The organism is Paracoccus sp. (in: a-proteobacteria), from assembly GCF_030536915.1.
GTDB lineage: Bacteria > Pseudomonadota > Alphaproteobacteria > Rhodobacterales > Rhodobacteraceae > Paracoccus.
Genome location: NZ_JAUNPC010000078.1, coordinates 1 through 12,468 on the forward strand (window position 1 = coordinate 1; position 12,468 = coordinate 12,468).

The 12,468-nt window shown below is 67.2% G+C and carries 10 protein-coding genes and 1 tRNA gene; 3 read left to right on the forward strand and 8 right to left on the reverse strand.

The features are described 5' to 3' along the window. Positions 1-225 precede the first annotated feature (225 nt). The 7 genes from Q4F04_RS12115 to Q4F04_RS12145 all read right to left on the reverse strand — a co-directional run bounded on the left by Q4F04_RS12115 (position 226) and on the right by Q4F04_RS12145 (position 9,816). Positions 226-588 carry a YigZ family protein gene (locus Q4F04_RS12115; RefSeq protein ID WP_303370080.1) on the reverse strand — a complete coding sequence of 121 codons (363 nt, stop codon included), beginning with the start codon at positions 586-588 and terminating at the stop codon, positions 226-228. After that, complete coding sequence (locus Q4F04_RS12120; RefSeq protein ID WP_303370081.1) at positions 589-2,259, reverse strand: formate--tetrahydrofolate ligase; 1,671 nt, start codon at positions 2,257-2,259, stop codon at positions 589-591. 231 nt (positions 2,260-2,490) lie between these two features. Continuing rightward, the gene (locus Q4F04_RS12125) at positions 2,491-6,123 is read right to left on the reverse strand and encodes a vitamin B12-dependent ribonucleotide reductase (RefSeq protein WP_303370082.1); all 3,633 of its coding nucleotides are present in this window, start codon (positions 6,121-6,123) and stop codon (positions 2,491-2,493) included. Positions 6,124-6,561: 438 nt separating this feature from the next. Then, positions 6,562-7,098: a 5-formyltetrahydrofolate cyclo-ligase gene (locus Q4F04_RS12130; RefSeq protein ID WP_303370083.1), complete on the reverse strand. Its 537-nt coding sequence runs from the start codon at positions 7,096-7,098 to the stop codon at positions 6,562-6,564. Between the two features lie 11 nt (positions 7,099-7,109). Beyond that, positions 7,110-8,492: a magnesium transporter gene (gene mgtE / locus Q4F04_RS12135; RefSeq protein ID WP_303370084.1), complete on the reverse strand. Its 1,383-nt coding sequence runs from the start codon at positions 8,490-8,492 to the stop codon at positions 7,110-7,112. A 71-nt stretch (positions 8,493-8,563) separates the two neighbouring features. Then, positions 8,564-9,370 carry an inositol monophosphatase family protein gene (locus Q4F04_RS12140; protein ID WP_303370085.1) on the reverse strand — a complete coding sequence of 269 codons (807 nt, stop codon included), beginning with the start codon at positions 9,368-9,370 and terminating at the stop codon, positions 8,564-8,566. A gap of 92 nt (positions 9,371-9,462) precedes the next feature. Then, positions 9,463-9,816: a helix-turn-helix domain-containing protein gene (locus Q4F04_RS12145; RefSeq protein WP_303370086.1), complete on the reverse strand. Its 354-nt coding sequence runs from the start codon at positions 9,814-9,816 to the stop codon at positions 9,463-9,465. A gap of 175 nt (positions 9,817-9,991) precedes the next feature. Between Q4F04_RS12145 and Q4F04_RS12150 the strand changes: the two genes are divergently transcribed. Both Q4F04_RS12150 and Q4F04_RS12155 read left to right on the forward strand, forming a co-directional pair. After that, complete coding sequence (locus Q4F04_RS12150) at positions 9,992-10,972, forward strand: NADPH:quinone oxidoreductase family protein (protein WP_303370087.1); 981 nt, start codon at positions 9,992-9,994, stop codon at positions 10,970-10,972. Between the two features lie 145 nt (positions 10,973-11,117). Next, entirely contained in the window at positions 11,118-11,861 is a 744-nt protein-coding gene (locus tag Q4F04_RS12155; protein WP_182792303.1) for a Bax inhibitor-1/YccA family protein, read from the forward strand. Positions 11,862-12,152: 291 nt separating this feature from the next. On the opposite strand, the gene Q4F04_RS12160 is transcribed toward Q4F04_RS12155, so the two are convergent. Then, a tRNA-Arg gene (locus Q4F04_RS12160) sits at positions 12,153-12,229 on the reverse strand. A gap of 97 nt (positions 12,230-12,326) precedes the next feature. On the opposite strand from Q4F04_RS12160, the gene Q4F04_RS12165 reads away from it, so the two are divergent. Next, on the forward strand, positions 12,327-12,468 hold a 142-nt coding region (locus Q4F04_RS12165), incomplete at its 3' end, for a LacI family DNA-binding transcriptional regulator (protein WP_303370088.1).

Here is a 12,468-nt window from a genome sequence, read left to right on the forward strand (position 1 = left end):
CGCCAAGGTCGAACTCCATCCCCCGCGTGAACATTTCACCCCTCCCCCCGGTTATTGAACGTTCGTTCAGTTAATTCGCCTTATGCCGCAGAGCGCGGGCGCCGGTCAACAGTAACTGCAATGCGGTGGCAGCGCGCAAGGCCGGTTTTCGGCGCAGGTCGGCGAGAGGCGAACGGGCCCATGCCCGGCTTCCGGCCGTGACATGGCAGGGTGCGAAAGCCCGCCTCAGACCGGCTGATGCGCGAGGTAGTGGCGCACCGCGCCGATCACGTGGCGGAAGCGGTCGCCGCCAAGATGCTTGCCGCCATACCAGCGGGTGACGATGATAAGGTGATCGTCCAGCCCCTCGCTTTCCAGCATCCGCAGGATGATCGCCCCGGCGCCCCCTTCGCCATCATCGGCCTTCAGCCCCTCGCCGCCCAGCCGCGCGGCCCAGCTGTTGTGGGTGGCCTTGGCGAAGCGGCGGATGGATTTCAGCTCGGCCAGCGCCGCGTCGATGTCGGCCCGGCTGGCGACCGGCACACCCGAGACCGCATAGACCGAGCCGCGGTCCGATATGATGCGGTCGAAGGTGGTCAGCCGGGACATTCAGAACAGCCCTTCGATCCGCCCCTCGGCGTCCAGCCCGATGCGGTTCGCCGCAGGTTCCCGCGGCAGGCCGGGCATGGTCATGATGTCGCCGCAGATGGCGACGATGAAGCCCGCACCCGCCGCCAGCCTGACCTCGCGCACCGGGATGGTGAAGCCGCCGGGGGCGCCCAGCGCCGATGGATCGGCCGAAAAGCTGTAGGGCGTCTTGGCCATGCAGATGGGCAAGTGGCCGTAATCCTCCTGCCAAGCGATCAGGCGGGCGCGGATGGAGGGCGGCACCTCGGCCCGCGCGGCGCCGTAGATGCGGGTGCAGATCGTCTCGATCTTGTCCCACAGGTGCATCTCGTCGGGATAAAGCAGCCGGAAGCCCGAGGGTTCCGCCGAAAGCGCCGCCACCTCATGGGCGAGTTCCTCGGCCCCTGCCCCGCCATCGGCCCAGTGATGGCAGAGGATGGCGCGCACGCCCTCGCCGGCCGCCGCATCCTGCACAGCGGCGATCTCGGCGGGAGTGTCGGTCGCGAAATGGTTGATGGCGACGACCAGCGGCAGGCCATAGGCGCGCAGGTTGCGGATATGGCGGATGAGGTTGGCGGAACCGGCGCAGACGGCTGCCACGTCCTCGGTCGCAAGATCGGCGCGGGCAACGCCGCCATTCATCTTCAGCGCCCGCACGGTCGCCACCAGCACCGCCGCCGCGGGCGCAAGACCGGCCTTGCGGCACTTGATGTCGAGAAACTTCTGCGCCCCCAGGTCGGCGCCGAACCCGGCCTCGGTCACGACGAAATCCGACAGCCGCAGCGCGGTGCGCGTCGCGATCACCGAATTGCAGCCATGGGCGATATTGGCGAAGGGACCGCCATGGACCAGCGCCGGGTTGTTCTCCAGCGTCTGCACAAGGTTCGGCTGCAGCGCGTCCCGCAGCAGCACGGTCATCGCCCCGTCCGCCTGCAGGTCGCGCGCTGTCACCGGGCGACCGTCGCGGGTCTGGGCGACGATGATCCGGGCCAGCCGCGCCTGCAGGTCCTGAAGGTCGTCGGCGAGGCACAGGATCGCCATCACCTCTGACGCGACGGTGATGTCGAAGCCCGTCTCGCGCGGCACCCCGTTGGCGGGACCGCCAAGCCCCACCACGGCGTCCCGCAGCACCCGGTCGTTCATGTCCATGACCCGCCGCCAGGTGATCCGGCGCGGGTCGATCTCCAGCGCGTTGCCCCAGTGGATGTGGTTGTCCAGCATCGCCGCCAGCAGGTTGTGGGCGCTGGTGATCGCATGGAAATCGCCGGTGAAATGAAGGTTCATGTCCTCCATCGGCACGACCTGAGCGTGGCCCCCGCCCGCCGCGCCGCCCTTGATGCCGAAGTTCGGACCCAGCGAGGCCTCGCGGATGCAGACGGTGGCGCGGTGACCGATGCGGTTCAGCGCATCCCCAAGGCCGATGGTGGTGGTGGTCTTGCCCTCGCCCGCCGGCGTCGGGTTGATGGCGGTGACGAGGATCAGCCGGCCCTGCGGGCGACCTTCCAGCCCATTGATGAAGTCGCGCGGAATCTTCGCCTTGTCATGGCCATAGGGCAGGATCTCCCCTGCCCCGATCCCCAGCTTCTCGGCCACCTGCGCGATCGGCAGCTTCGTCGCGGCGCGTGCGATCTCGATATCCGTCTTCATCCGCATCCCCCTGTTGCGCCCGGCGGCCCGGCTTCGGAAAGCCGTCTGCAAAAGGCACCGCCGCCCGGTGATACCGGGCGGCGGCCTGTCATGTCCCTCGTCTTTCAGTCTTAAGCGGGCATCCATTCCGGCGCTTTTGCAAGCGGATGAACCGGCGCCCGGTCAGCTTCTTCCTGCAAGGCGCCTGCGGAATGGCCGGGGCGCAGGACGTCCCTCCCTGCGCCCCGGCCCGATCCCTCAGCTGCAGCCCGAGGTGCCGCCGCAGGTGTTGCACTTCATGCAGGTGCCGTTGCGGACCAGCGTGTAGTTGCCGCATTCGCCGCAGGGATCGCCCTCGTAGCCCTGCATCTTCGCCTTGGCGCGCGGGTCCAGCGTGACCGTGGCCACGCCGACCTCGAAGCTTGCCTGCGTCTCGGCCAGGCTTGACGACACCGCCACCGCCGAGGTGCCGCCCTGCAGCACCATCAGGTCGCGCGGCAGCCGCTTGCGCAGATAGCCGGTCGAGCTGATCTGGCGCAGCAGTTCCACCGACTTCGAGGCGGCGCTTTCCTCGGCAGGCTCGGGCCGGCCCTCGTTCGCGCCGCCGCCCAGCGTGTCGAAGCTGGCGCCGTTCGGCTTGACGTGCGCAAGGTCGGTGCGGTCCAGATAGGACACCGCCAGTTCCCGGAAGATATAGTCCAGGATCGAGGTCGCGTTCTTGATCGAGTCGTTGCCCTGCACCATCCCCGCGGGTTCGAAGCGGGTGAAGGTGAAGGCGTCCACGAACTCCTCCAGCGGGACGCCGTATTGCAGACCCACCGACACGGCGATGGCGAAGTTGTTCATCATCGCCCGGAAGCCCGCGCCTTCCTTGTGCATGTCGATGAATATCTCGCCCAAGCGGCCGTTGTCATATTCGCCGGTGCGCAGGTAGACCTTGTGGCCGCCGATCAGCGCCTTCTGGGTATAGCCCTTGCGGCGGGACGGCAGCTTTTCGCGGTTGGAGCGGACGGCCTCCTTGATGATGATCTTCTCGACGATCTTTTCGGCGATGACCGCCACGCGTTCCTGCGGCGTGCCGGTTTCCAGCACCTCCGCCGCCTCGTCGTCATCCTCGACCAGCGCCGAGGCCAGGGGCTGCGACAGCTTGGACCCGTCGCGGTAAAGCGCGTTGGCCTTGATGCCGAGGCTCCAGGACAGTTCGTAAGCCGCCAGCGCATCCTCGATCGTGGCCGTGTTCGGCATGTTGATCGTCTTGGAAATCGCGCCCGAGATGAAGCTTTGCGCCGCCGCCATCATGCGGATGTGGCTGTCCACCGACAGGTAGCGGGTGCCCTTCTTGCCGCAGGCATTGGCGCAGTCGAAGACGCTGTAGTGTTCCGGCTTCAGGAACGGCGCGCCTTCCAGCGTCATCGTCCCGCAGACATGGTCGTTGGCCGCGTCGATCTGCGCGCGGGTGAAGCCGAGGTGCCGCAGCAGGTCGAAGCTGGGATCGTTGAGCTTCTCGGCGGGGATGCCGAGGGCGCCCTTGCAGAACTCTTCCCCCAGCGTCCACTGGTTGAAGACAAAGCGGATGTCGAAGGCCGAGGCCAGCGCCGCGTCCACCTTTTCCAACTCGCGCGGGCCGAAGCCATGGCCGACCAGCGCGGCGTGGTTGATGCCGGGGCAGTTGCCCAAGGACGCATGGCCCACGGCATAGGCGACGATTTCCTCGATCTGGGCCGAAGGGTAGCCCAGCGTTTCCAGTGCGGCGGGCACCGACTGGTTGATGATCTTGAAATAGCCGCCGCCCGCCAGTTTCTTGAACTTGACCAGCGCGAAGTCCGGCTCGATCCCCGTGGTGTCGCAGTCCATCACCAGCCCGATGGTGCCGGTGGGCGCGATCACCGTGGTCTGGGCGTTGCGGAAGCCGTTTTCCTCGCCAAGCGCCAGCGCCTTGTCCCAGGCGCGCTGCGCCATGGTCGCCAGTTGCGGATCGGGGCAGTTCTCCACGTCCAGCGCCACCGGGTTGACGTTCACGCCCTCATACTCGCCGGTGCCATGGGCCGCCGCGCGGTGGTTGCGGATCACCCGCAGCATGGCATCGGCGTTGCGGGCATAGCCGGGGAACGGGCCAAGCTCGCCCGCCATCTCGGCCGAGGTCGCGTAAGCCACGCCCGTCATCAGCGCGGTCAGCGCGCCACATAGCGCCCGGCCCTCGTCGCTGTCATAGCCGAGGCCCAGGTTCATCAGCAGCCCGCCGATGTTGGCATAGCCGAGTCCGAGGGTGCGGAAGTCATAGGATCGTTGCGCGATTTCCTTCGACGGGAATTGCGCCATCAGCACGCTGATCTCCAGCGTGACGGTCCACAAACGGGTGGCGTGGACATAGCCCTCGGCGTCGAACCGGCCGTCCGACAGGAAGGTCAGCAGGTTCATGGAGGCGAGGTTGCAGGCGGTGTCGTCCAGGAACATGTATTCCGAGCAGGGGTTCGAGCCCCGGATCGGCCCATCGCCTGGGCAGGTGTGCCAGGCGTTCACCGTGTCGTGGAACTGGATGCCGGGGTCGGCGCAGGCCCAGGCGGCATGGCCGATCTGGTCCCACAGCTCGCGCGCCTTGACGGTCTTGGAGGTCTTGCCGTCGGTGCGGCGGATCAGCGCCCAGTCGGCGTCGTCCTTCACGGCCTTGAGGAAGGCGTCAGTCACGCGGACCGAGTTGTTCGAGTTCTGGCCCGAGACGCTCGCGTAAGCCTCGCTGTCCCAATCCGTGTCGTAGGTCGGGAACTCGATCGAATCAAAGCCTTGCCGGGCATATTGCAGAACCCGGTTGATGTAGGTTTCCGGGATCATCGCCTTCTTGGCGGACCGGATCGCGGATTTCAGCGCCTCGTTCTTCGCCGGGTCGGTCGCGTCTTCCGCGCTGCCGTCCCACTGACGGATCGCGGCGAAGATCTCGTTCAGCTTCGCCTCGTGCTGCTTGGAACCGGCCACGAGGCTGGCAACCTTCTGTTCCTCGATGACCTTCCAGTTGATGAAGGCTTCGATGTCGGGGTGATCCATGTCGCAGATCACCATCTTGGCCGCGCGGCGCGTGGTGCCGCCCGACTTGATCGCGCCCGCCGCCCGGTCGCCGATCTTGAGGAACCCCATCAGCCCCGAGGACTTGCCGCCGCCCGACAGCTTCTCGCCCTCGCCGCGCAGGGACGAAAAGTTGGTGCCGGTGCCCGAGCCGTATTTGAACAGCCGCGCCTCGCGGACCCACAGGTCCATGATGCCGCCCTCGTTCACCAGGTCGTCGGCGACGGACTGGATGAAGCAGGCGTGGGGCTGGGGATGCTCATAGGCCGAGTTCGACTTGACCAGTTCGCCGGTCTGGAAATCGACGTAGAAGTGGCCCTGCGACGGCCCGTCGATGCCATAGGCCCAGTGCAGCCCGGTGTTGAACCACTGGGGCGAGTTCGGCGCACCCATCTGGCGGGCGAGCATGAAGCGCATCTCGTCGTAATAGGCGCGGGCGTCGGCTTCGGTGGTGAAATAGCCGCCCTTCCAGCCCCAGTAGGCCCAGGCGCCGGCGAGACGGTCGAAGACCTGCCGCGCCGAGGTCTCGCCCACGTAACGCTGGCCCTCGGGCAGCTTCGTCAAGGCGGATTCGTCGGGGATGGAGCGCCACAGGAACTCGGGCACGCCCTTTTCGCGCACAGGCTTCAGCGCCGCCGGGACGCCGGCCTTGCGGAAGTATTTCTGCGCGATGACGTCGGATGCGACCTGGCTCCAGCCCTCGGGAACCTCGACCGAGTCGTTGCGGAAGACGATGGTGCCGTCGGGGTTGCGGATTTCCGAGGTGGTCGTGGCGAAGGAGACCTCACCGTAAGCCCCGCCCTCTTCCGTCGTGAAACGCCGTTCGATCTTCATGGTCCCGCCCTCTCTGTCCTTCGTTCCCACTGCGGCTTGCGCCTGCTGTCGGACATGCCTCACCGACCCTGCGGATCACATCCGCAGGCCCGGCGAGCCGCCGGCCACTCGGCAACATGTCTTGCTTTGTCCCTCGTCCCGTCACCACATCTTGTAGCGCGCGACTTGCACCCACACTAACTGCAGCGTGTCCTGCATGGTTTCAAGCAGTTTATTTGCGCCCGCAAGTTGCGTTGGGCGTTGACAAAAACCGGGCTTGTGATCCGCGTCAGCAAAGCCGGGCCGGGTGCGGGACCGGTCAGGAAATCTGCCGATCTCGTCTTTTTCCAAGCATGGTGCAGGCTTGCGGCACCACACCCCCGAGTTGTCCACAGGCTGTCCCCAGAGTCGGTCCGAGTCGCTTCCTTGTCCGGCCTTGCCGCGGGTGTCACCGGATAGTCACAGATCCCGCCGCCACGTTCCGACGTCCGTGACGATCATGTCGAGCGGCTGGTCGAAGGACTCGGCCGGGATCGCCTCCAGACGCTGCGCTTCCCATGCCAGGCCGATGGCAAGGACGGGCCTGATTCTCCGCAGCGCCTCAAGCGTGCGGTCGTAATAGCCGCCGCCATAACCCAGCCGGTTCAACCGGGCGTCGAAGGCGACGAGCGGCACGATCAGCACCTCGGGGGTGATCTCGGGCAGCGACGCGGGCGGCTGGCTGGTGCCAAGGGGGCCGCGGTCCAGCGGCTCTCCAGCCCAGCGGCGGAAGATCAGCGGCACCGCGCGGCCCGGCACCACCGGCAGGCAGATAGGGCCGTCATGGGCGGCCATGGCGGGTCGCGGGTCCGGCTCTCCCTTCATCGGCCAGTAGCCGGCGAGGACACGGGCCCCATGGGGCGCCAGCGCCTCGGCCAGCCTGCGGTCCAGCGCCGCCTGATCGCCGCCCTGCACCCGCGCGCCCAGTGCCTGCGCCCGCAGCGCAGACTTGTCCACAGCCGCGCCGGTCACAGCAGCACCCAGGTTGCAAGGCCGAGGAAGGCGAAGAACCCGATCACGTCGGTGACGGTGGTGACGAATGTCCCCGAGGCAAGCGCCGGGTCGGCGCCCATCTTTTCCAGCCCCAGCGGGATCACGATCCCGGCCAGCGCGGCCACGGTAAGGTTCACCAGCATGGCGGCAGCGATCACCAGCGCCAGTTCCATCCCGCCGAACCAGAGATAGGCGATGACGGCAAGCACGACCGCAAAGAGCAGGCCGTTCAGCATCCCCACCAGCAGCTCGCGCCGGACGACCTGCCAGACGTTGGCGGGCGTCAGGCCCTTGGTGGCAAGGCCGCGCACGGCGACGGCCAGCGTCTGCGTGCCCGCATTGCCGCCCATCGAGGCGACGATCGGCATCAGCACCGCAAGCGCCACAAGCTGGCTGATCGAATCCTCGAAGACCGCGATCACGGTGGCCGACACCAGCGCCGTGCAGACGTTGATGGCGAGCCACGGCACCCGCTGGCGCAGCGTCTCGGCCACCGTGTCGGACAGGGCGGATTCCTCGCCCACGCCGGCGAAGCGCAGGATGTCCTCCTCGTGTTCCTCGTCCAGCACGGCCATGGCGTCATCGATGGTGATGACGCCGACCAGCCGCCCGTCGGCATCCACCACCGGGGCCGAGATCAGGTGATACTGGTTGAAGGCATAGGCGACGTCGCCCTCGTCCTGCAGCACGTCGATGCTGCGGAAACTCTCCTCGGCGATGTCGGCCAGCCGCGTAGCGCGCTGCGAGGACAGAAGCCGCCCCAGCGTCACATAGCCGATGGGATGGCGGCGCGGGTCCACGAGGATGACGTGGTAGAACTGGTCGGGCAGCCATTCCTCGGACCGCAGGAAGTCGATGGTCTCGCCCACGGTCCAGTGCTCGGGCGCGGTCACGACCTCGGACTGCATGAGGCGGCCGGCGGAATATTCGGGATAGTTCAGCGACTGCTCGACCGCGACCCGGTCGGTTTCGTCCAGCGCCGACAGGATCGTCTCGCGTTCGGGGCCTTCCAGGTCCTCGACCAGATCCACGACGTCGTCGCTGTCCATCTCGCGCACGGCATCGGCGAGGACATCGGCAGGGATCTGCTCCAGCACCTCCTCGCGGATGGATTCGTCGATCTCGGAAAGGATCTCGGCGTCGAACTCGCCGGAATAAAGGCGGACGAAGCGGCTGCGGCGCTGGGGCGTCAGCTGCTCGATCACGTCGGCGATGTCGGCGCCGTGCAGCGGGTCCAGCAGCGCGTGCAGGCGGGGGCCATCGCCCGCGTCGATGGCCTCGGCGATCTCGGCGACAAGGCCCCGGCTGGGGACGAAGTCGTCCTCGATCCCGTCGGACTCGGGGCGGTTCTCGGTCATGCGGCACCTGTCAGGCTGAGGCGCCGCGACCATAGGCGCGCCACCCCGCCGCGGCAACCACGCGCGCCGCGTCAGCCCGCAAGCAGGCCCAGCGCGGCCGCATGAAGTTCCGGGGTCGCCGCCGCGATGACCCGCCCGCCCCCATGCGCCGGGCCGCCCTGCCAGTCGGTGACGATGCCGCCCGCGGCCTCGATCACGGCGATGGGCGCCACGATGTCATAAGGCTGCAGCCCGGCCTCGATCACCAGGTCGACCTGACCCATGGCCAGCAGCGCATAGGCATAGCAGTCGAAGCCGTATCGGGTCAGCCGCACGCGCGAGGCCACGCGGCGGAAGGCGGCGCTGTCGGCCGCGGTCCCCACTTCCGGGTATGTCGTCATCAGCGTTGCCTGTTCCAGCCCCACGCCCTGCCTGACGCCGAGCGGGCGGTCGCCCTGCGGCGCAGTCAGGCGGGCGAGGCCCAGACCGCCTTCGAACCGCTCGCCGGTCCAGGGCTGGTCGATCAGGCCGTAAACCGGTCCCTGCGGGTCGGTGACGCCGATCAGCACCCCCCAGGTCGGGGCGCCGCACAGATAGGCGCGGGTGCCGTCGATCGGGTCCAGAACCCAGGTCAAGCCGCTGGTACCCGGCGAGGGGCCATATTCCTCGCCCAGGATGGCGTCGTCCGGCCGCCGATCGGCCAGGATCGCCCGCATGGCGCGTTCGCAGGCGCGGTCGGCTTCCGTGACGGGATCGAAGCCTGCCGCGTCCTTGTTGTCGGGCGCAAGCAAGGGGCTGCGGAAATGCCGCAGCGTCTCGACGCGGGCGACATCGGCCAGCGCCGCCGCGGTCTCCAGGATCGCGGCCGCGTCAGGCGCCCGCAGGGGGGGTGAGGTCATCGGCAAGCCCGGGTCCAGGCCGCGCGCAGGCGGCGATCAGGTCCCAAGCCTATCCGGGCGCGCCGGGCATGGCCAGCGCGCCCGGTCCGGGTTCAGACGGGCTCGGACAGGACCCGCGCCAGTTCGAAGATCTGGCGGCGCTGCGCCTCGGGCATGGCGTAATAGGCCCGCACAAGCTGAAGCGCCTCCTTGTCGGCCAGAAGATCGGCACCGGCGGATTCGGCGGTTGCGCCAAGACCCTCGAAAAAGAAGGCGACGGGGACATCCATCGCGGCGGCGATGTCCCACAGCCGCGAAGCCGAGACGCGGTTCATGCCGGTTTCGTACTTCTGGATCTGCTGGAACTTGATCCCGACGGCATCCGCAAGCTGCTGCTGGGTCATCCCGATGGTCCAGCGGCGGTGACGGATTCTCTGTCCGACATGGGCATCGACAACATGCTTCATCGTTAAACCTCATACAATCTATCCGCGCACTACCGCGCCCCAACGCAATCAGCGAGCATTATCCGCGGGCAACTTGCCTGATTTGACCAAAAAGACAGGTCGGATCGTCCGGTTTACCCCTATTTGTCGCCCGTATAAAGATCGGGCAGGCAGCAAGGGCGGAAAGAGCGGAAGCATGACCCGAATCATCAACATAGCCGGGCCAGGGGCGGCCCCTTTCCTGACGGTCGGGGAAAGCCGCGATCCGGGTCCGGGCGAGGTCAGACTGCGCCTGCACGCCGCCGCCCTGAACTTTGCCGACCTGCTGATGGCCGAAGGCAAGTACCAGGACACCCCGCCCTATCCCTTCGTGGCCGGGATCGAAGGCGCGGGCGTTGTCGAGGCCGCCGGGCCGGGCGTCGCGCTTGCCACAGGAACGCGGGTCAGCGTCTCGGGGCACGGGACCCTTGCCGATCATGGCGTGTTCCCGGCCGACGACTGCATCCCCATCCCGGACCGGATGTCCTGGCGCGAGGCCGCGGGCTTCCAGGTCGCCTACGGGACGAGCCATCTTGCCCTGACCGGACCCGCCCGGCTGCAGGCAGGGGAAACGCTTGCCGTGCTGGGCGCCGGCGGCGGGGTCGGCCTGACGGCGGTCGAGATCGGCGCGGCCTTGGGCGCCCGCGTGATCGCGGTCGCGCGCGGGGCCGACAAGCTGGATGCGGCCCGTCAGGCCGGCGCGGCCGAGACAATCGATAGCGGTGAGACAGAGGACCTCAAGGCAGCGTTGCGGGGCTTCGGCGGGGTTGACGTCGTCTACGACGCGGTGGGCGATGCGCCGGGGCTTACCGCCTTCGGCGCGCTGCGGACGGGCGGGCGGCACCTGCTGATCGGCTTTGCCGGGGGCCGGCCCCCGGCCCTGCCGCTGAACCATGCGCTGGTCAAGAACATCGCGATCTTCGGTTTCTACTGGGGCGGATACCGCCAGCTTGACCGCCTCGCCATGCGCGCCAGCCTGGAGGCCGCGCTGCGCATGTATGACGAGGGGCGGCTGCACCCCACCGCCGGCGCCGTGCTGCCGCTTGAGCGCGCCGCAGAAGCCTATGAGCTGCTCAGGGCGCGCAAGGCCATCGGCAAGGTCATCCTGACGATGACCGGGGAAGCGGTTGCCGGGTGAATCCGGGTCGCGGTCAACAGTCCGTCAGGCATCCGGCGGAACCTTCGGTTTTCAGCCCATGACGGTTGAAATTTCAAGGTAAGAGCCGATATTCCGCAGATGAGGGACCAGCCCGTCAGGCCGGCCCTACCAAGAGGGAGAGCTTATGGTCGACTACAACACGATCCGCCGCCCGGCCACGACGGCCAACCGTGCTGCGGTCATTGACGAGGGCCTGCGGGCCTACATGAACAAGGTCTACGGCCTGATGACCGTGGGCATGCTGGTGACGGCCGCCGTCGCATACGGCTTTGCGCAGATGGCCGGCGGGCCGGGCGCCTGGACCGAGTTCGGCCGCGTCGTCTACACCACGCCGCTGCGCTGGGTGCTTCTGTTCCTGCCGCTGCTGATGGTCTTCGGCTTCGGCGCGGCGCTGAACCGCCTGTCCACGCAGGGCGCGACGATCCTGTTCTACGCCTTCGCGGCGGCGATGGGTGCCTCGGTCAGCTCGATCTTCCTGCGCTACACCGACAGCTCGATCGCGCTGACATTCGTGGCGACGGCCGGCGGCTTTGCGGCGCTGTCGCTTTATGGCTACACCACCAAGCGCGATCTTTCGGCCATGGGCCGCTTCCTGATGATCGGCCTTGTCGGCCTGATCATCGCGATGGTGGTCAACCTGTTCGTGGGCTCGGGCGCGGTCAACTTCGCCATCTCGGTGATCGGCGTGCTGATCTTTGCCGGTCTGACCGCCTATGACACCCAGAACATCAAGAACACCTACCTCGAACTGGTGAACTCGGACGCCGACTTCATCGGCAAGTCGGCGATCCTGGGCGCGCTGACGCTGTATCTGGACTTCCTGAACCTGTTCACCTTCCTGCTGAGCTTCATGGGGCAGCAGGAGTAAGGGTTCCTTTTCTTGCAGATGAAGGGCCGGCGGATCCGCCGGCCCTTTCCCTAGTTTATTTCGTTAACGACGAAGATGAAGCTCTCATCTTCTGCAAATTCTCGAAGGGTTTCCTCAAGCCTGATGAACTCGATGGACCCGGCGAGCCCTGCCGGCTGAAGATGATCAGAATGTTGCACTTGCGCTCTCCGTTTGCTGGGGCGCTGCGCGTCCCCCGCCTGTTGCGTCCGGTTTCCCAACCGAAACCCGCGCAGACATCCCGAAAACAACGACAACTCTGCAACACCTGGGTGGCGACCCCGAGAGGATTCGAACCTCCAACCTGCCCCTTAGGAGGGGGCTGCTCTATCCAGTTGAGCCACGGGGTCTCGCTTGCCTTCTCGCACAAGGCCGCGCGTGAAGGCAAGGTTGCGGAAGGGGGTTGTCATGCGCTAACGGAAGACAGATCGCGCAGGTGACACCTCCATGACCGCATCCCGACCCCGCCGCCGTCCCCTGACGCTTCGTGACGTGTCGCTTGCGTCGGGGGTCAGCGAGATGACCGTCAGCCGTGTGCTGCGCAACCGCGGCGACGTCTCGGCGGCGACAAGGGAAAAGGTGCTGAACG

Coding starts and splice junctions, on each gene's coding strand:
- Q4F04_RS12115 (WP_303370080.1), bottom strand. CDS start 588: ATGTCCCGGCTGACCACCTTCGACCGCATCATATCGGACCGCGGCTCG.
- Q4F04_RS12120 (WP_303370081.1), bottom strand. CDS start 2,259: ATGCGGATGAAGACGGATATCGAGATCGCACGCGCCGCGACGAAGCTG.
- Q4F04_RS12125 (WP_303370082.1), bottom strand. CDS start 6,123: ATGAAGATCGAACGGCGTTTCACGACGGAAGAGGGCGGGGCTTACGGT.
- mgtE (WP_303370084.1), bottom strand. CDS start 8,492: ATGACCGAGAACCGCCCCGAGTCCGACGGGATCGAGGACGACTTCGTC.
- Q4F04_RS12140 (WP_303370085.1), bottom strand. CDS start 9,370: ATGACCTCACCCCCCCTGCGGGCGCCTGACGCGGCCGCGATCCTGGAG.
- Q4F04_RS12145 (WP_303370086.1), bottom strand. CDS start 9,816: ATGAAGCATGTTGTCGATGCCCATGTCGGACAGAGAATCCGTCACCGC.
- Q4F04_RS12150 (WP_303370087.1), top strand. CDS start 9,992: ATGACCCGAATCATCAACATAGCCGGGCCAGGGGCGGCCCCTTTCCTG.
- Q4F04_RS12155 (WP_182792303.1), top strand. CDS start 11,118: ATGGTCGACTACAACACGATCCGCCGCCCGGCCACGACGGCCAACCGT.